This window comes from Mesorhizobium sp. M0830, assembly GCF_040319965.1.
In the GTDB taxonomy this organism is placed as follows: domain Bacteria; phylum Pseudomonadota; class Alphaproteobacteria; order Rhizobiales; family Rhizobiaceae; genus Mesorhizobium.
This window is the reverse complement of sequence record NZ_JAMYOR010000018.1, coordinates 75956-92991: the sequence shown is the minus strand read 5'-3', so window position 1 is coordinate 92991 and position 17036 is coordinate 75956. Positions and strand designations below refer to the sequence as shown.

At 62.1% G+C, this 17036-nt stretch carries 19 protein-coding genes and 1 pseudogene; 15 read left to right on the top strand and 5 right to left on the bottom strand.

The window, feature by feature from the left end; all coding sequences use genetic code 11:
• Positions 1-258: 258 nt before the first annotated feature.
• Both NKI20_RS13755 and NKI20_RS13750 read left to right on the top strand, forming a co-directional pair.
• On the top strand, positions 259-1023 hold the full coding sequence (locus NKI20_RS13755) for a TlyA family RNA methyltransferase (RefSeq protein ID WP_023759120.1): 765 nt from the start codon (positions 259-261) through the stop codon (positions 1021-1023).
• Positions 1020-2261 (top strand): class I SAM-dependent RNA methyltransferase, encoded by a 1242-nt coding sequence (locus NKI20_RS13750; protein ID WP_352831227.1) that lies wholly within the window; start codon positions 1020-1022, stop codon positions 2259-2261. The genes NKI20_RS13755 and NKI20_RS13750 overlap by 4 nt, the downstream gene beginning before the upstream one ends.
• Positions 2262-2458: 197 nt before the next feature.
• Here NKI20_RS13750 and tldD read toward each other — a convergent pair whose 3' ends face one another.
• On the bottom strand, positions 2459-3871 hold the full coding sequence (gene tldD, locus NKI20_RS13745) for a metalloprotease TldD (RefSeq protein ID WP_352831224.1): 1413 nt from the start codon (positions 3869-3871) through the stop codon (positions 2459-2461).
• A gap of 197 nt (positions 3872-4068) precedes the next feature.
• A complete protein-coding gene (locus NKI20_RS13740) occupies positions 4069-4611 on the bottom strand; it encodes an invasion associated locus B family protein (RefSeq protein ID WP_352608468.1) in 543 nt (180 codons plus the stop codon).
• A 376-nt stretch (positions 4612-4987) separates the two neighbouring features.
• Here NKI20_RS13740 and coxB point away from each other — a divergent pair, with 376 nt between their 5' ends.
• From coxB to rnhA, 12 genes and pseudogenes are all read left to right on the top strand, one after another.
• Positions 4988-5887: a cytochrome c oxidase subunit II gene (coxB, locus tag NKI20_RS13735; protein ID WP_502898100.1), complete on the top strand. Its 900-nt coding sequence runs from the start codon at positions 4988-4990 to the stop codon at positions 5885-5887.
• Between the two features lie 37 nt (positions 5888-5924).
• On the top strand, positions 5925-7577 hold the full coding sequence (gene ctaD / locus NKI20_RS13730; protein WP_023759128.1) for a cytochrome c oxidase subunit I: 1653 nt from the start codon (positions 5925-5927) through the stop codon (positions 7575-7577).
• A 78-nt stretch (positions 7578-7655) separates the two neighbouring features.
• Positions 7656-8600 carry a heme o synthase gene (locus NKI20_RS13725; protein ID WP_352831219.1) on the top strand — a complete coding sequence of 315 codons (945 nt, stop codon included), beginning with the start codon at positions 7656-7658 and terminating at the stop codon, positions 8598-8600.
• Positions 8597-8764: a cytochrome c oxidase system small membrane protein gene (locus tag NKI20_RS13720; protein WP_023759130.1), complete on the top strand. Its 168-nt coding sequence runs from the start codon at positions 8597-8599 to the stop codon at positions 8762-8764. The genes NKI20_RS13725 and NKI20_RS13720 overlap by 4 nt, the downstream gene beginning before the upstream one ends.
• Entirely contained in the window at positions 8764-9396 is a 633-nt protein-coding gene (locus NKI20_RS13715) for a cytochrome c oxidase assembly protein (RefSeq protein ID WP_352831217.1), read from the top strand. Before NKI20_RS13720 ends, NKI20_RS13715 begins: the two co-directional genes overlap by 1 nt.
• Position 9397: 1 nt before the next feature.
• A complete protein-coding gene (locus NKI20_RS13710) occupies positions 9398-10279 on the top strand; it encodes a cytochrome c oxidase subunit 3 (RefSeq protein ID WP_023759132.1) in 882 nt (293 codons plus the stop codon).
• A gap of 145 nt (positions 10280-10424) precedes the next feature.
• Positions 10425-10535, top strand: a pseudogene (locus NKI20_RS13705) (L,D-transpeptidase family protein); the annotation flags it as partial.
• Between the two features lie 21 nt (positions 10536-10556).
• Positions 10557-10943: a DUF983 domain-containing protein gene (locus NKI20_RS13700; protein ID WP_352831249.1), complete on the top strand. Its 387-nt coding sequence runs from the start codon at positions 10557-10559 to the stop codon at positions 10941-10943.
• A complete protein-coding gene (locus tag NKI20_RS13695) occupies positions 10940-11695 on the top strand; it encodes an SURF1 family protein (RefSeq protein WP_352831215.1) in 756 nt (251 codons plus the stop codon). The genes NKI20_RS13700 and NKI20_RS13695 overlap by 4 nt, the downstream gene beginning before the upstream one ends.
• 88 nt (positions 11696-11783) lie before the next feature.
• Positions 11784-12794, top strand: coding sequence for a 4-hydroxy-3-methylbut-2-enyl diphosphate reductase (gene ispH / locus NKI20_RS13690; RefSeq protein WP_109662268.1), 1011 nt, complete (start codon positions 11784-11786; stop codon positions 12792-12794).
• 5 nt (positions 12795-12799) lie between these two features.
• Positions 12800-13762, top strand: coding sequence for a homoserine kinase (locus NKI20_RS13685; protein WP_352831212.1), 963 nt, complete (start codon positions 12800-12802; stop codon positions 13760-13762).
• Positions 13763-13773: 11 nt separating this feature from the next.
• Positions 13774-14304 (top strand): ribonuclease HI, encoded by a 531-nt coding sequence (gene rnhA / locus NKI20_RS13680; protein WP_352608460.1) that lies wholly within the window; start codon positions 13774-13776, stop codon positions 14302-14304.
• A 50-nt stretch (positions 14305-14354) separates the two neighbouring features.
• Here rnhA and NKI20_RS13675 read toward each other — a convergent pair whose 3' ends face one another.
• From NKI20_RS13675 to NKI20_RS13665, 3 genes are all read right to left on the bottom strand, one after another.
• A complete protein-coding gene (locus NKI20_RS13675; protein WP_352608458.1) occupies positions 14355-14831 on the bottom strand; it encodes a DUF2938 domain-containing protein in 477 nt (158 codons plus the stop codon).
• Positions 14832-14889: 58 nt separating this feature from the next.
• On the bottom strand, positions 14890-15366 hold the full coding sequence (locus NKI20_RS13670) for a peroxiredoxin (RefSeq protein ID WP_352608456.1): 477 nt from the start codon (positions 15364-15366) through the stop codon (positions 14890-14892).
• 85 nt (positions 15367-15451) lie between these two features.
• The gene (locus NKI20_RS13665) at positions 15452-16258 is read right to left on the bottom strand and encodes a protein-disulfide reductase DsbD domain-containing protein (protein WP_352831209.1); all 807 of its coding nucleotides are present in this window, start codon (positions 16256-16258) and stop codon (positions 15452-15454) included.
• A gap of 169 nt (positions 16259-16427) precedes the next feature.
• Between NKI20_RS13665 and NKI20_RS13660 the strand changes: the two genes are divergently transcribed.
• Positions 16428-17036: a YqgE/AlgH family protein gene (locus NKI20_RS13660; protein WP_023759143.1), complete on the top strand. Its 609-nt coding sequence runs from the start codon at positions 16428-16430 to the stop codon at positions 17034-17036.

Here is a 17036-nt window from a genome sequence, read left to right as displayed (position 1 = left end):
TTCATCCCGTTTTGCGGGCTGTCGCAGTCATAACATTTTAGTCCTCAAACAAGTGCGACGAGAACTGGTTAACGATCCATGAAATTTCCGGTGGCTTAAGACGAGAGAATTTCTGTCATGCCCATCTTCCTTGAAGTTGAGGCGCGTGATTGCCCAAGCACGAAGCGCCGTTTGCAGATCATTGTCGGAGGCGACATGCTTTCCTTCAATGCCGGGCAGTGCCCTTGCCATCGTCGTCGGCTTTCGCCATGAAGGCCGATGAATTCGCCTCTGCCAGCCAGCGCCCGCCAGCGGCTTGACGACCTGCTCGTCCAGCGCGGGCTGTTTGCCAGCCGCTCGCGTGCCCGCGACGCGGTCGAACGCGGCACGGTGACTGTCGACGGCGTCCTTGCCCGCAAGCCTGGTCAGAGCGTTTCGCCGCAATGTCTCATCGCCATCGACGACCCGGCGCAAGGCTATGTGTCGCGCGCGGCGCTCAAGCTGATCGGCGGGCTCGACCATTTCGGCCTCGATCCCGCCGGCTGTGAGGCACTCGACATCGGCGCCTCGACAGGCGGCTTTACCCAGGTCCTGCTGGAGCGCGGCGCTGCTCATGTCACCGCCATCGATGTCGGGCATGGTCAGGTGCACCCGGATGTCGGGGGAGACCCGCGTGTGACGGTGATCGAAGGCTTGAACGCCCGCGATCTCACCGCCGCCGATCTTGGCGGTCGTATACCGGATTTCATCGTATCCGATGTCAGCTTCATCTCGCTGAAACTGGCGATGCCGCCGGCGCTTGGCCTTGCGAAGGCTGGCGCCAAGGCCATGTTTCTGGTCAAGCCTCAATTCGAGGCTGGTCGCGAAGCGATCGGCAAGGGTGGTCTGTTGAAAGATCCCTACGACGCCTCCCGTGTCGCCGGCCTGTTGCAGGATTGGCTCGATGCCGTCCCCGGCTGGCGGGCGCTGGGGCTGCATCTGTCACCGATCGAGGGCGGCGACGGCAATCGCGAATTCCTGCTCGGTGGGATCAAGGATCGATGAGCGCGCGCTTCAGCATCAGGAAACTTGGCGCTCAGGGGGACGGCATCGCCGAGACCGAGACAGGCGATCTGTTCATTCCCTTCACACTGCCCGGCGAGACAGTCACCGCCGCGCGCGAAAGGGATCGCGCCATGCTGGTGGCGGTGCTGGAAGCCTCGCCGTTGCGCATCGATCCCGCCTGCCGCCATTTCACCGAATGCGGCGGCTGCGCCCTCCAGCATTTCGAAGCCGAAGCCTATCGCCAGTGGAAACGCGAAAAGGTGGTGCACGCCTTGAAGGGTAAGGCCATCGATTGCGAGATCGGCGAACTGGTCGCCTGCGCGCCGCACACGCGCCGCCGTGTGGTGCTTGCCGCCCGGCGAACCGATAGCGGTATGCTGCTTGGCTTCAACCGTCATCTGTCGCCGGAGATCATCTCCATATCGGAATGTCCGATCTCGCTGCCCGAGATCGTCAGCGCGCTCGGCCCGCTGAAAGCGCTCGCCGAGTTGATATGCGCCACAACAAAATCGTTTCGGCTGGCGGTCACCGTGACCGGTTCGGGCCTTGATGTCGCCGTCTATGAATCAGGCAAACTGGGCGAGAACCAGCGTCGGGTCGCTTCCAATTTCGTCATGGCCCAGGGATTTGCGCGGCTTTCGATCGACGACGAGATCATCATAGAGCCAAAAAAGCCAACGGTCATGTTCGGCGGCGTTGCCGTCGCCATTCCGCCTGGCGCCTTCCTGCAGGCCACCGAGGCCGCCGAACAGGCGATGGCCGATATCGTCGGCGGCCATCTGAAGCGTGCCAAGAGGGTGGCGGATCTCTTTGCCGGTTGCGGCAGCTTTGCCTTGCGGCTGGCGACCAAATCCGAAGTCCACGCGGTGGAGGGTGATGCGGCAGCCCTTTCGGCGCTCGACCGGGGGTCACGCTTCGCCACCGGCCTGAAGCGGGTGACGGCTGAACGCCGCGACCTGTTCCGCCGGCCGCTGACGTTCAAGGAATTGAATGGTTTCGACGGCCTGGTGTTCGACCCGCCACGCGCCGGCGCCGAGGACCAGTCGAAGCAGATCGCCCGCTCGGATGTTCCGTACGTCGCCGCGGTATCCTGCAATCCGGTGACGCTCGCGCGGGATTTGCGTATCCTCATCGACGGCGGCTACACCTTGAAAAGCGTGACGCCGATCGACCAGTTCCTGTGGTCGCCGCACGTCGAGGCGGTGGCGCTGCTGGAGAAGCCGAAACGGCGACGGTAGATCATTCGCTGGTTCGGCGACGCCTTGCTTCCGCGAGCACGCCCGTTTCCATTTCTCTCAATGTTTTCGGCTTGCCACTGCTGGGCAGCGACCCGAACACATCCTCTGGCCGCGTTGAGGGAAAGACCGGAACAGGCCGTGTGACCTGATCATCGGTTGAACTGGTGGCAACGGACTTTTCTCCAGTGGCCATCGCATCAGACCCGCGTGCCGCCCACCGTCATCTGGTTCATGCGCAAATGCGGCTGGCCGACGCCGACAGGCACGCCCTGTCCGGCCTTGCCGCACATGCCGATGCCGGTGTCGAGCTTCATGTCGTTGCCGATCATCGCAACGCGATGCATGGCGTCCGGCCCGTTGCCGATCAGCATGGCGCCCTTGATCGGCTGCGTCACCTTGCCGTTCTCGATCATGTAAGCCTCGGTGCAGCCGAAGACGAATTTGCCTGAGGTGATGTCGACCTGGCCGCCGCCGAAGGAGACTGCATAGATGCCGTTCTTCACCGAAGCGATGATTTCGTCCGGCTCCATGTCGCCTGCCGTCATGTAGGTGTTGGTCATGCGCGGCATCGGCTGGTGGGCATAGCCTTCACGCCGGCCGTTGCCGGTCGCCTTCATACCCATCAGCCGGGCGTTCTGGCGATCCTGCATGTAGCCGACCAATTTGCCGTCGTCGATCAGCACATTGCGGGCCGAAGGCGTGCCTTCGTCATCGACAGTGAGCGAGCCGCGCCGCTCGGGCATGGTGCCGTCGTCAATGACGGTCACTCCCTTGGCGGCGACCTGCTGGCCCAGCAGGCCGGCGAAGGCCGAGGTCTTCTTGCGGTTGAAGTCGCCTTCCAGCCCATGGCCGACAGCCTCGTGCAGCATGACGCCCGGCCAACCGCTCGACAGCACGATGTCGAAGGTGCCGGCCGGCGCCGGTATCGCCTCGAGGTTGACGAGGGCTTGCCGGAGCGCCTCCTTGGCGGCGTGCTTCCAGCTGTCCTCGACCAGGAATTCGCCAAAGGCCTTGCGGCCGCCCATGCCGTAGGAGCCGCTCTCCTGGCGGTCGCCATTGCCGACCACGACAGAGACGTTGATGCGGACCAGCGGGCGGATATCGCGCACCACCTGGCCGTCGGCGCGCACGATCTCGACATGTTGCCAGGAGGCGGCAAGCGAGGCCGAAACCTGGCGCACGCGCGGATCCTCGGCGCGCAGCCACGCGTCGATCTCCTGCAGCAGCTTTGCCTTGGTCTCGAAGGAAGGCGAGGGGATAGGGTTCTCCTCGCCATAGAGATGGCGGTTGGTGCGGGCGGGTGCGGCGGCAAGCGTGCCGGAATAGCCGCCCTTGACGGTTGAAACGGCGTCGGCCGCGCGCAGCAGCGAGGCCTCGGAAAGATCGCTGGAATGCGCGTAACCGCTGGCTTCGCCGGCGACGGCACGCAGACCAAACCCCTGGTCGGTGTTGAAATTGGCGGTCTTCAGCCGGCCATTGTCGAACATCAGCGCTTCGCTTTCGCTGTATTCGAGAAACAGCTCGCCGTCGTCGGCGCCGTTGATGGTCTCAGCGACGATTTGCTTGATGCGATCGTCTGAAATGTCGAATTGGCCGATCAGGCTGTTCATGGCGCGTCCGTTCACAGGAGGAATGGGTCTTTGCCCCGATGTAGGCGCGAAGGCGCGTCGAGACAATCGTCCCGTCGCATTGCGAAGACAAATGCGCTCGCCGACAGGTCGGTCGACGTCACTTTTGGTGGATGAAGTCCTTGAGGTCGCTGGCCATCGAATTCCAGTTAGAAAGGTTTCCAGCAAGCACCAGCCTGTCAGGGCAGGGCGGCAAAACCGTCGGCGAACCCCTTGAGATCGACCGGGATGCCGATGCCTTCTTCCGGAGTCTGGAAAACGATGAAGGTGGCCGACGTGCCGGTCTTCAGCGTGTCGAGCAGCGGCTTTTCGAGAATGACCTCGGCATAGCAGCCGTCCTGGAAGCAGCGTACGAAATAGGCGCGGCCGATATCCTTGCCGTCGACATTGAGGCCGAGCCCGTTGGGCAAAAGTACGCCGAGCGGTGCCAGCACGCGCAGGATCTCCGCCTTGTTATCGGCGGTGCGCAGCACGACGACCGACAGCCCCATCTCCGGACGATCCTCGGCGACGACGTTCTGCATCATCACGCATTGTTCCGAGGTCGCGCCTGCCGGGGTGTCGCAGATGATCGACCACGCGCCATGCGTCGAGCGCACCGTGCCGCTCGGTTGCGCGGCGTTGGCCGTGCCGGACATGCCGATACCAGACAGGGCGGCGAGAAAGATGACCTTCGCCCAGTTTCTCGAAAACCGAGAGTTTCTCGAAAGCCAAGGGGTCATGACGGCTCCATTGCGAATCACGGCACTTTAAGCCGCGCCAAAGCCAAGTAAAGGACGGGACCGCACCCGGTCTGCCCCGAAAAGGCCAATGCGGCGCTTTTCCCTGCCAATTTCGCCCGAATTGCGACGCCCGGCACGAGCGGTCCGCAGGAATGCTACCGTTGGCCCAACATAGGCGATTCGGCGCCGCCGCCGCCGCCTTCAAAGGCGCATCCGGTCTCGCGCGCAAAAATGCCGCACGGTTTCGCCCGCTCCTTTCTTGCAGAGGGAAAAAGAGTATGGTTTGAACCAGCTTGAGACTGTCGGGATTCCCGTCCCGGCATTGTTCGTTATTCTCGTGGATACCGCCGCGAGAAACTGGGAGACGATGAGGGCGATGAGAAATTTCCTGGCAAGCGCCAAGTTTCTAGCAGGTGCCAAGCTTCTAAGTGCTTGTGCCGCTATCACGTTTTTCGCCGGCACATCCGCCCGTGCCGACCAGCCCAAGGACTGGGAGACAACCTTTCAGACACCTGCGACCGACATGATGCGGCAGATCGAGTGGTTCGGAAACTACACGATGTGGTTCATCGTCCCGATCACCATCCTGGTGCTGCTTCTCCTCGCCTATTGCATCGTGAGATTCCGCGCCAGTGCGAACCCGGTCCCATCCAAGACCAGCCACAACACGCTGATCGAGGTGATCTGGACTGTCGGCCCGGTCGTCATCCTGCTTTGCCTCGCCATTCCCTCGTTCCAGCTGCTGACCGCGCAATATACGCCGCCGGAAGAAGCAAAGCTGACCGTCAAGGCGACCGGCAACCAGTGGAACTGGGACTACGAGTACCAGACCGAGAATACGCTCTCCTTCAACTCCGCGATCCTCCAGGACGGTGATCGGGCCGGCGCCGGCAAGGAGGACCGCAAGGAATATCCGCGCCTGCTGGCCGTCGACAATGAACTGGTGGTGCCGGTCAACACCATGACCCGCGTGCTTGTCACCGCGACCGACGTCATCCACTCCTTTGCCATGCCGTCGTTCGGCATCAAGATCGACGCCATTCCGGGCCGCACCAACGAGACCTGGTTCAAGGCGGAGAAGGAAGGCCTCTATTACGGCCAATGCTCGCAGCTCTGCGGCAAGGACCATGCCTTCATGCCGATCGCCATCCGCGTCGTCTCCGACGCGCAGTTCAAGACCTGGCTGGCGGCAGCCAAGACCAATCTGCCCGGCGCCAACAAGACGCTGATGGCGCAGGTCGACGGCCAAAACAAGGTAGCAGCCGCCGGCAACTGATGCCGCGGCCAGAAAAGATCAGGGAACGGAGCGGAACATGGCAGACGCTGCAGCTCACGACGGGCACGATCACAAGCCTTATCACGGCTGGGTGCGCTGGGTTTATTCGACCAACCACAAGGACATCGGTACGCTCTACCTGATCTTCGCGATCATGGCCGGCATCATCGGCGGTGCCTTGTCTGTCGCCATCCGCATGGAGTTGCAGGAGCCGGGCATCCAGATCTTCAGCGGTCTGGCGCAGATGGTCTACGGCATGAACGGAGACGCCGCGATCGACGGCGGCAAGAGCATGTACAATGCCTTCGCCACCGCGCACGCACTGATCATGATCTTCTTCATGGTCATGCCGGCGCTGATCGGCGGTTTTGCCAACTGGATGGTGCCGATCATGATCGGCGCGCCAGACATGGCGTTCCCGCGCATGAACAACATCTCCTTCTGGCTGCTGCCGCCAGCTTTCATCCTGTTGCTCACCTCGATGTTCGTGCCGAGTGCACCGGGTGCTTTCGGCGTCGGTGGCGGCTGGACGCTCTATCCCCCGCTGTCGACCTCGGGTCAGCCCGGACCCGCCATGGATCTGGCAATCCTGTCGATCCACATCGCCGGTGCGTCGTCGATCCTTGGCGCAATCAATTTCATCACCACCATCTTCAACATGCGCGCGCCTGGCATGACGCTGCACAAGATGCCGCTGTTTGCCTGGTCGGTGCTGATCACCGCCTTCCTGCTGCTGCTCTCGTTGCCGGTTCTGGCCGGCGGCATCACCATGCTGCTCACCGACCGCAATTTCGGCACGACCTTCTTTGCTCCCGATGGCGGCGGCGACCCGATCCTGTTCCAGCACCTTTTCTGGTTCTTCGGTCACCCGGAAGTCTACATCCTGATCCTGCCGGGCTTCGGCATCATCAGCCACGTCATATCGACTTTTTCGAAGAAGCCGGTCTTCGGTTATCTCGGCATGGCGTACGCCATGGTGGCGATCGGCGCCGTCGGCTTCATCGTCTGGGCGCACCATATGTACACGACCGGCCTGTCGCTCGACACGCAGCGCTATTTCGTCTTCGCCACCATGGTCATCGCGGTGCCGACGGGCGTGAAGATCTTCTCCTGGATCGCGACGATGTGGGGCGGGTCGATTTCGTTCAAGACGCCGATGCTGTGGGCACTGGGCTTCATCTTCCTGTTTACCATCGGTGGCGTTACCGGCGTCCAGCTGGCCAATGCCGGCCTCGACCGCTCGCTGCATGACACCTATTTCGTCATTGCCCACTTCCACTATGTGCTGTCGCTCGGCGCGGTGTTCGCCATCTTCGCCGGTTGGTACTACTGGTTCCCGAAGATGACCGGCTACATGTACTCGCCGGTCATCGCCAACACCCACTTCTGGGTCACCTTCGTCGGTGTCAACCTGATCTTCTTCCCGCAGCATTTCCTCGGCCTCGCCGGCATGCCGCGCCGCACTATCGACTATCCGGACGCGTTTGCCGGCTGGAATTATGTGTCGTCCATCGGCTCTTATATCTCGGCCGTCGGCGTCCTGATCTTCCTCTATTGCGTGTTCGAAGCTTTCCAGAAGAAGCGGATCGCCGGCGCCAACCCGTGGGGCGAGGGTGCAACGACTCTCGAATGGCAGCTGCCTTCGCCGCCGCCTTTCCACCAGTGGGAACAGCTGCCGAAGATCAAGTAAGGCGGCTGCCCCGCTCGAATACGAAACCGCCGGTCCGCCGGCGGTTTTGGCCAACGGAATAATGGACTTAAAGTACGCATGGCCCTTGTCGACGACCCATTGATTGACGAAGCGGGCTTTCGCATGTCGGAAGCAACAGCGGGCGATTTCTTCGCCCTGCTGAAGCCGCGCGTCATGTCGCTGGTGGTGTTCACCGCCTTTGTCGGCATGCTCGCGGCGCCCGTGACCGTCAATCCGCTGCTGGCTGTGATCGCCATCCTGTCGATTGCCATTGGTGCTGGCGCCTCCGGGGCGCTGAATATGTGGTATGACGCCGACATCGATGCGGTGATGACCAGGACCGCCAGCCGTCCGGTTCCGTCCGGTCGCATCCAGGCGCATGAAGCGCTGAGCTTCGGTCTGGTGCTTTCGGTACTGTCGGTGATGACACTCGGCGTGCTGGTTAACTGGCTTGCAGCGACGCTGCTGGCCTTCACCATTTTCTTCTATGCCGTCGTCTACACGATGTGGCTGAAGCGCTGGACGCCGCAGAACATCGTCATTGGCGGGGCTGCCGGCGCCATCCCGCCGGTGATCGGCTGGGCCGCGGTGACCGGGACGGTCAGCCTGGAAAGCCTGATCCTGTTTCTGATCATCTTCCTGTGGACGCCGCCGCACTTCTGGGCGCTGGCGCTGTTCAAGTCCGAGGACTACGCCAAGGCCGGTATCCCGATGATGCCCAACGTCGCCGGACATGCTTCGACCCGTCGCCAGATCTTCGCTTACGCGCTGGTTCTGGCCCCTGTCGGTGTGCTGCCGTGGCTGCTTGGCTATACCACGCCGGTCTACGGCGTCGCCGCCGCGCTGCTTGGGCTGGGGTTTGTCTGGTACGCATGGAAAGTGCTTGCCATGGCCGACGACGACCGCGTCATGAAACCGGCCAAGGCCTTGTTCGCCTATTCGCTGCTTTATCTCTTCGCCATCTTCGCTGCCTATCTGGCCGACAGCGTTGTCGAACGCGCGCTTGCCATGGGCGGAGCATGACCATGATCGAAGAAAAGCTCGAACTGGTCACGCTGACCGAGCGGCAGAGGAAAGCCAGACGCAACCGTTCGGTCGCCATCGGTGTAGCGCTGGCCGTCCTGGTCGTCATTTTCTACATCGCGACGATCGTGAAGTTCGGCCACAATCTGTCAGGCACGATGTGATGAGCGTCGAGACGCCCAAAAGACCGGCCGGGAAGAGCGGCAACCTCGTCGTCGCGGCCGTCTGCCTTGCCTTCTTTACCGGCATGATCGGCATGGCCTATGCCGCGGTGCCGCTCTACAAGATGTTCTGCCAGGCGACGGGCTATGGCGGCACGACGCAGCGTGCCGAGAAACAGTATGCCGGCCGCGTGCTCGACCGTGAGATCACCGTCCGCTTCGATGCCAACATCGCCGGCGTGCCGTGGGACTTCCAGCCGGTCCAGCGCTCGGTGACCATGAAGATCGGCGAGACGGTGCAGGCGCACTACAAGGCCACCAACAAGTTCGATCGCCCCGTGACCGGCCGCGCCACCTTCAATGTGCAGCCGGAACTGGCGGGACCCTACTTCAACAAGGTCGAGTGCTTCTGCTTCACCGACACGACGCTGAAGCCCGGCGAGACCCTGGACATGCCGGTCCTGTTCTACGTGGATCCTGACATCGTCAACGTGCCAGAACTGAAGGACGTAAAGACGATCACTCTGTCCTATACGATGTTTCCGGTCGAGAAGAACAAGCCGGTTGCGTCGTCGGAGCCGGTTCAAGGCCAGAGCAAAACAATTTCGAATACCGAAGCAAATCTCGGGGGTTGATATGGCAGACGCGCACGCAAAACCACAGCATGATTATCATCTCGTCGACCCGAGCCCGTGGCCCTTCCTGGGATCGGTAGGAGCGCTCGTCACCGCCTTTGGCGGCGTCTGCTTGATGCAATATCTGAAGGGCGGCAGCTTCCCGATTTTCGGCCTCAACATCGCCAATCCGTGGCTGTTCTTCATCGGCATCGTGATCGTCCTCTACACCATGTTCGCCTGGTGGTCGGACACGATCAAGGAAGCGCATGAGGGCCATCATACGCGTGTCGTGTCGCTCCATCTGCGCTACGGCATGATCATGTTCATCGCCTCGGAGGTGATGTTCTTCGTTGCCTGGTTCTGGGCCTATTTCGACGCCAGCCTTTTCGCCGGCGAGGTGCAGAATTACGCGCGCCATACATTTACCGGTGGCGTCTGGCCGCCGAAGGGCATGGAGGTTCTCGATCCCTTCCATTTGCCGCTCTACAACACCGTCATCCTGCTCCTGTCAGGCACTACGGTTACCTGGGCGCACCACTCGCTCATTCATGGCGATCGCAAGGGACTGATCAACGGTCTGGTGCTGACCGTCGGTCTCGGCATGCTGTTCACCATGGTGCAGGCGTATGAGTACATGCACGCTCCCTTCGCCTTCAAGGATTCCATTTACGGCGCCACCTTCTTCATGGCGACCGGCTTCCACGGCTTCCATGTCATCATCGGCACCATTTTCTTGGCGGTCTGCCTGATCCGGGCGATCAAGGGTGATTTCACCCCCAAGCAGCATTTCGGCTTCGAGGCCGCAGCCTGGTACTGGCACTTCGTCGACGTGGTCTGGCTGTTCCTGTTCGCATCGATCTACGTCTGGGGATCGGTCGGTGCGGTGGTCGAAGCCCACTGATTCCCGATTGAGGGTTCGATTTCAAGAAGGCGGCCGCGGCGACGTGGCCGCCTCTTCTTTTCGGCGCAATGATCGCCGATCGATGGACCATGCGGCCGACAATTCCCTGTGCCATTTGCGCATTCGTGATCATGATGTTGCCGAGCTGCTTCAATTGGTCGACTGGACCGACGGCTGCATTGCGGTTACGGATTCCGACATGAATGAAATCTGGGCAATGGTGGCCGATAGGACACCGATCGAGATCGAGCGGTAAGCAATGAGCGACGACGCTTCCATGGGTGAAGATAGGGCCATCTGGCCTCCGATCGACCCGATTTCGGCCGGCCTGCATGGCCGCTGTCCACGCTGCGGCGAGGGGCGGCTCTTTTCCGGTTTCCTCACCGTCGGCAAGCGCTGCGTCAACTGCGGTCTCGACTATTCCTACGCCGATGCCGGCGACGGACCGGCGGTATTCGTTATCCTGATCATCGGCTTCATCATCGTCGGCCTGGCGCTCTGGGTCGAAGTGACTTTAGGCCCGCCGCTCTGGCTGCATCTGCTGGTCTGGATCCCGCTGGCGGTCGTGCTGTGCCTGACGGCGCTGCGGCTGATCAAAGGCGTGCTGCTCACGCTGCAATACCGCAACAAGGCGGCCGAGGGCCGGCTGGATCGCGGCGAATGAGCGAGGCGTCCATCAAAGCCGGCGGCCGCTCGCGGCCGGGATCGGCATTGCTGCTTGGCCTTGGCCTGGTGCTGTTGCTGATCCTGCTGGCGCTCGGCACCTGGCAGGTCCAACGCCTGCACTGGAAGGAAGATCTTCTCCAAACCATCGACCAACGCACCCATTCAGAACCGCGGCCGCTGGCCGAGGTTGAGAAAGAATTCGCCGCCACCGGGGACGTCGACTATACGCCGGTCGCCGTCACCGGCACGTTCCTGCATCAAGGCGAACGGCATTTCTTCGCGACCTGGGACGGCGAAGCCGGCTTCAATGTCTATACGCCGCTTGCCCTGGACGATGGCCGCTTCGTCCTGATCAATCGCGGTTTCGTGCCCTACGATCTGAAGGATGCCGCCAAGCGCGCCAAGGGACAGGTGACGGGCAGGGTGACGATCACGGGACTTGCCCGCAACCCGCTGCCGGCAAAGCCGTCGATGATGCTTCCGGACAATGATGTGGCGAAGAACATCTTCTACTGGAAGGATCGTGACGCGATGGCGGCGAGCGCCGGGCTGCCGGCGGGCGCCGCGCTGGTGCCGATCTTCATCGACGCCGACAAGACGCCTAATCCAGGCGGCTTGCCGGTGGGCGGCGTCACCATCATCGACCTGCCGAACAGCCATCTGCAATATGCGATGACCTGGTATGGCCTTGCCGCGGCGCTCGCCGCCGTGCTCATCCTGCGGCTTCGCCGTCCCGCGACAGAGGAATGAACGCCACCGACGCCCGCCTCCCTACCGATGCCCTTGACAGGGCAGGGGTAGGCACCTCATTTCGGCTCTGATCAACCGGCCCGGATTCATGCTTCAAACAACGACCAAACCGCCCCTGACGATCCGGCTCTGCCAGCCGCGCGGTTTTTGCGCCGGCGTCGACCGGGCCATCCAGATTGTCGTACTGGCGCTGAAGAAGTATGGCGCGCCGGTCTATGTCCGCCATGAGATCGTGCACAACCGTTATGTCGTCGAGGGTCTGCAAAGCCTTGGTGCGGTCTTCATCGAGGAACTCTCCGAAATCCCGGCCGAACACCGGCAATCACCGGTCGTGTTCTCGGCGCATGGCGTGCCGAAGTCGGTGCCGGCCGATGCCCAGGCGCGCAATCTGTTCTATCTGGATGCCACCTGCCCGCTGGTGTCGAAGGTTCACAAACAGGCGATGCGCCATCAGCGGCTCGGCCGCCATGTGCTCCTGATCGGCCATGCCGGACATCCCGAGGTGATCGGCACCATGGGCCAGTTGCCGGACGGAGCGGTGACGCTGATCGAGACAGAAGCCGATGCGGCAAAGCTCGCGCCCGCCGATCCGCAGGCGCTCGGCTTCGTTACCCAGACCACGCTGTCGGTCGAGGACACCGCCGGCATCATCCGCGCCTTGCAGGATCGCTTTCCTGCCTTGCAGGCTCCGGCGGCGGAATCGATCTGCTACGCCACCACCAATCGCCAGGAGGCGGTCAAGGAGACCGCGGCCGGCGCCGATCTCTATTTGATCGTCGGCGCGCCCAATTCCTCCAACTCGCGACGCCTTGTCGAAGTGGCGGAACGTGCCGGCGCCTCGATGTCGCTTCTCGTGCAGCGCGCCGCCGAGATTCCGTGGAATGACATCGGCAACATCTCGACGCTCGGCCTGTCGGCCGGCGCATCGGCGCCCGAAATCATCGTCGACGAGATCATCGACGCGTTCCGGCAACGTTTCGACGTGACGATCGACCTGGCCATCACGGCCACGGAAACGGAGGATTTTCCGGTCATGCGGGTACTGCGCGATGTCGAACTGACGCGGGCCGACATGGCCTTCGTCAATGGAGCCGCGTAAGGCACATGGCGGTCTACACCGACGTTGCGGAAGGCGAACTCAGCGCGTTCCTGAAGCACTATCCGGTCGGCGAACTCCTGTCTTACAAGGGCATCGCCGAAGGTACCGAGAACTCGAACTTCCTGCTGCACACCTCCAGCGGCTCCTACATCCTGACGCTCTACGAAAAGCGGGTCGAGAAGGCGGATCTGCCGTTTTTCCTCGGGCTGATGGGCCATCTAGCAAAAAAGGGCGTGTCCTGCCCGCTGCCGGTGACCGCGGATGACGGCAGCGTCATCGGCACGCTCGCCGGCCGACCGGCTGTCATCATCACCTTCCTCGAAGGGCTTTCGCTGCGGCGGCCGACAGCGACGCATTGCGGCGAGGTCGGCAAGGCGTTGGCGCAGTTGCATCTGGCCGGCGCCGATTTTTCGATGACGCGTCCGAATGCGCTGGCCATCGACGGCTGGCGCAAGCTTTGGAACGCATCCCGCGACCGCGCCGATGAAGTCGAGCCAGGCCTTGCGGCCGAGGTCGATGCCGACTTCGCCGATTTCGAGCGCAACTGGCCGAAAGACCTGCCGCAAGGCATCATCCATGCCGATCTTTTCCCGGACAACGTCTTCTTCCTCGGCGAAAAGCTCTCCGGTCTGATCGATTTCTATTTCGCTTGCGACGACCTCTACGCCTACGATGTCGCCACCTGCCTCAATGCCTGGTGCTTCGAGAAGGATTTTTCCTTCAACCTCACCAAGGGCAAGGCGTTGCTTGCCGGCTATCAGAGCGTGCGTCCCCTGAGCGACCAGGAGAAGGCGGCGCTGCCGATGCTGGCGCGGGGTTCGGCACTGCGCTTCATGCTGACCCGGCTGTACGACTGGCTAACCGTGCCCGATGGTGGGCTGGTGATGAAACGCGACCCGACCGAGTATATCCGCAGGATGCGGTTCCATCGGGCGATCAGATCTCCTTCGGAATATGGATTGGCCTAATATGGGGTATCATGAGCAAGCAGGTTGAGATCTTCACCGACGGCGCCTGTTCGGGCAATCCCGGTCCCGGCGGCTGGGGCGCGATCCTGCGCTTCAATGGCACCACCAAGGAGCTTTCCGGCGGTGAGGCCGAGACGACCAACAACCGCATGGAACTTCTCGCCGCCATCTCGGCGCTGAACGCGCTGAAGGAACCTTGCGCGGTCGAGCTTCACACCGACAGCAAATATGTCATGGATGGCATCTCCAAGTGGATCCACGGCTGGAAAAAGAACGGCTGGAAGACCGCCGACAAGAAGCCTGTGAAGAACGGTGAGCTCTGGCAGGCTTTGGATGAGGCCAACCGGCGCCACAAAGTCACTTGGAACTGGGTCAGGGGCCATGCGGGCCATACCGAGAACGAGCGTGCCGATGAACTCGCGCGCGAAGGCATGGCGCCGTTCAAGAAGGGTCCATTCAAGCCTGTAGCGGCGCCAGACCCGGCTGCGCAGGCAAAACAGCCGGCTGTCGCAAAGGTGCGGCGCTCAACCCAGAGCTATTGATTCCGGGAGCGGGGCGGCAGTTCACCGTTTCCGTGAAACGGTGAACTGCTCTAACGGATCAGCAGCGCCGTGCCATACAGTCCGAGCGCGAACACCGTGTGCGATACTAGATTAAGCGCCCGGATCCGCATCGGATTGGGTCGCTTCGATGCGGCCCAGCCAGCGCCCATCCCGGGCGCCAGCAGGAACCAGCCGGCGCCGACGGTGACGATGCCGAGGATGAAGGCCGGCAGGAATGTCGGCGTTGCAAGCCAGCCCGCTCCGGCCAGCACCACCAGGATGACGCCGTAGACGATGCCGACAAGATAATGAAAGGCCCAGCCCAGCGCCGTTTCATGCGCGTAGGGCGCTGCATTGCCGATATCGTCGTGGAAGAGCTTGTCGCGGAGGTGCCAGACCCATCGCCCGGCCGGCCCCCAGTTCGGCCGTGGCTGGCCGAACGCCTTGTGCAGGAAGACGGCCCAGAGATCCATCAGCACGGTGGCGCCGATGCCGATCGCGATGGCACGCCAGAAGATGTCAAACATCGCTAGGGTCCCCCCAGTGGCAATCCCTGGAACACAAGCGCGATCGCCGCCCTGAAGTTCAGAGCTGCCCCAGAATATGAGCCGCGCCGGACTCGTCGACACCGGGCTTGGTCTCGACATTAAGCGCGGTAACCTTGCCGTCGTCGACGATCATTGAGAAGCGCCTTGAGCGCAGCCCCATGTCGTTGCTGGTGTAGTCGAGGCCGGTCGCCTTGGCAAAATCGCCACTGCCGTCGGCGAGGAAAAGGATCTTGCCCTCACCGCCAGTGAAGTGCGCCCAGGCGCCCATGACGTGGACGTCGTTGACCGAAACGACGGCGATTGTGTCGACGCCGCGCGCCAGGATGGCGTCATGGTTCTCGAGATAGCCGGGCAAATGATTGTTGCTGCAGGTCGGCGTGAAGGCGCCGGGCACCCCAAACAGCACGACCTTCTTGCCGGAGAAGATCTCGGCCCCGGTGATCGACTTCGCGCCATCGGCGGTCATCGACTTGAAGGTCACATCAGGGAGCTTGTCGCCAACTGAAATGGTCATGAATTCCTCGCTTGGGAAAATCGGGAAGGACGGGTCTTTGCGTAACGAACTCAACGGCGTCCCGCAACCGTTTGGAGACGCTGGATCAAGGGAAAGGCAGAAGCCCTTCGACCGCACCCACCGAACTCGTCAGCGTGTAGTGAAGCCCACCATCCGTGGGCGTCGCCGACGGGCGATCGAGGATCGGCACTGTGAAAATCAGCTTGCCGTCCTTTTCGCTTCGGGCAGGGGCGCCGAACATGTAATCACGTTCGCCGGCAACGAAGAAATCCGCCGCATCCGGATCGCCGGGAAGACTCGCCTCGACAATCAGCGTTTCGTGGTCGCCCGGCAGGACTTTGATGCCGAAATCGGACCTTGCGGGCGCCGGCAATGCCGAAAAACTTGCCTTCACCAGCGCCGCGTCCTCGGCATTGTCCGGGTCGGAGGCAGGATCAACGGTCAGCCGCGTCTGTACCGGGATGCAGATCGTTTCGCAAATACCGAGAAAGATGTCGGCATCGATCACCACCGGCTGGTTCGGCGTGGCCAGTGTGAATGTCACCGGCAGCGAAACCGGATGGTTGTAGCCTGCCCATTTGCCATAGCCGTCGTCGTGGCGCTGGGGAGCAGGAAACGACAGAGCGGCGTCGGCGATGTTGGTGCTGGCTGAGATGTCGAGCTGCGGCGGCACGCCCGCGTCTCCCGGATCGCGCCAGTAGGTTTTCCAGCCGGGCTTGAGCGCTATGTCGAGAACGCCCTGGATGCGGCCGGCGTCGTCGGGTTGGCCTGATGTCACCAGCCGGACCTTGCCGCCTTCGCTGTTGTACCAGGCCGATGAAGAGGCGACGGCGGGAAGTGCGGTTGCCAATCCGATGGCGGCGCCGAGCAGCAGGATTTTCAAGCTTCGCATGGCGGTGATTTGATCGTCCGTTCGTGGCCGCGCAATGATTTCATGGTCTTGCCAGTATCATATTTGCGTGACCTCGAGGGGAGAATGCTCGGCCCCGCCGCATGGGCTTTGGTCGAATCCCGCACAGTGCATCTTTTCGGCGCTTTGGAAACGCGTTACGCTGCCTTTCATGGACTTGTTGCGCCACAAGAAGACGGTCGCGAGCCGCGGCTTTCTCGACGATCAGTTCCTGATTGCCATGCCCGGCATGAAGGACGACCGTTTCACGCGCTCGGTCGTCTATATCTGCGCGCACTCAGATGAAGGCGCCATGGGGCTGATCATCAACCAGACGCAGCAGATGTTGTTTCCGGATCTGCTCGTGCAACTGGGCATCATGAACGAACACGAGGCGATCCGCCTGCCGGCGCAAGCCCGTGACTTCGTCGTGCGCAATGGCGGGCCCGTGGATCGCAGTCGCGGCTTTGTCCTGCATTCGGGCGACTACCGGGTGGAATCCTCGCTGACCGTTTCGGACGACATCTGCCTGACCGCGACCGTCGACATATTGCGCGCCATATCGTCCGGGCGCGGTCCTCGTCACGCGCTGATGGCGCTCGGCTATTCCGGCTGGGGCGCCGGCCAACTGGAGACCGAGATCGCCGAGAATGGTTGGCTGACTTGCCCGGCCAATGCCGAGCTTCTGTTCGACACCGACATCGAGCGCAAATACGACCGGATTCTTGCTGCGATCGGCATCGATCTCGCCCATCTCAGCCTCGCCGCCGGACACGCCTAA

What these genes read in the sequence shown, in the direction of transcription:
- ctaD (WP_023759128.1), top strand. Translation starts at nt 5,925, where the DNA reads ATGGCAGACGCTGCAGCTCACGACGGGCACGATCACAAGCCTTATCAC.
- NKI20_RS13665 (WP_352831209.1), bottom strand. Translation starts at nt 16,258, where the DNA reads ATGCGAAGCTTGAAAATCCTGCTGCTCGGCGCCGCCATCGGATTGGCA.
- coxB (WP_502898100.1), top strand. Translation starts at nt 4,988, where the DNA reads ATGAGAAATTTCCTGGCAAGCGCCAAGTTTCTAGCAGGTGCCAAGCTT.
- NKI20_RS13660 (WP_023759143.1), top strand. Translation starts at nt 16,428, where the DNA reads ATGGACTTGTTGCGCCACAAGAAGACGGTCGCGAGCCGCGGCTTTCTC.
- ispH (WP_109662268.1), top strand. Translation starts at nt 11,784, where the DNA reads ATGCTTCAAACAACGACCAAACCGCCCCTGACGATCCGGCTCTGCCAG.
- NKI20_RS13715 (WP_352831217.1), top strand. Translation starts at nt 8,764, where the DNA reads ATGAGCGTCGAGACGCCCAAAAGACCGGCCGGGAAGAGCGGCAACCTC.
- NKI20_RS13695 (WP_352831215.1), top strand. Translation starts at nt 10,940, where the DNA reads ATGAGCGAGGCGTCCATCAAAGCCGGCGGCCGCTCGCGGCCGGGATCG.
- NKI20_RS13685 (WP_352831212.1), top strand. Translation starts at nt 12,800, where the DNA reads ATGGCGGTCTACACCGACGTTGCGGAAGGCGAACTCAGCGCGTTCCTG.
- NKI20_RS13710 (WP_023759132.1), top strand. Translation starts at nt 9,398, where the DNA reads ATGGCAGACGCGCACGCAAAACCACAGCATGATTATCATCTCGTCGAC.
- NKI20_RS13725 (WP_352831219.1), top strand. Translation starts at nt 7,656, where the DNA reads ATGGCCCTTGTCGACGACCCATTGATTGACGAAGCGGGCTTTCGCATG.
- tldD (WP_352831224.1), bottom strand. Translation starts at nt 3,871, where the DNA reads ATGAACAGCCTGATCGGCCAATTCGACATTTCAGACGATCGCATCAAG.
- NKI20_RS13675 (WP_352608458.1), bottom strand. Translation starts at nt 14,831, where the DNA reads ATGTTTGACATCTTCTGGCGTGCCATCGCGATCGGCATCGGCGCCACC.
- NKI20_RS13755 (WP_023759120.1), top strand. Translation starts at nt 259, where the DNA reads ATGAATTCGCCTCTGCCAGCCAGCGCCCGCCAGCGGCTTGACGACCTG.
- NKI20_RS13750 (WP_352831227.1), top strand. Translation starts at nt 1,020, where the DNA reads ATGAGCGCGCGCTTCAGCATCAGGAAACTTGGCGCTCAGGGGGACGGC.
- NKI20_RS13720 (WP_023759130.1), top strand. Translation starts at nt 8,597, where the DNA reads ATGACCATGATCGAAGAAAAGCTCGAACTGGTCACGCTGACCGAGCGG.
- NKI20_RS13670 (WP_352608456.1), bottom strand. Translation starts at nt 15,366, where the DNA reads ATGACCATTTCAGTTGGCGACAAGCTCCCTGATGTGACCTTCAAGTCG.
- rnhA (WP_352608460.1), top strand. Translation starts at nt 13,774, where the DNA reads ATGAGCAAGCAGGTTGAGATCTTCACCGACGGCGCCTGTTCGGGCAAT.
- NKI20_RS13700 (WP_352831249.1), top strand. Translation starts at nt 10,557, where the DNA reads ATGGGTGAAGATAGGGCCATCTGGCCTCCGATCGACCCGATTTCGGCC.
- NKI20_RS13740 (WP_352608468.1), bottom strand. Translation starts at nt 4,611, where the DNA reads ATGACCCCTTGGCTTTCGAGAAACTCTCGGTTTTCGAGAAACTGGGCG.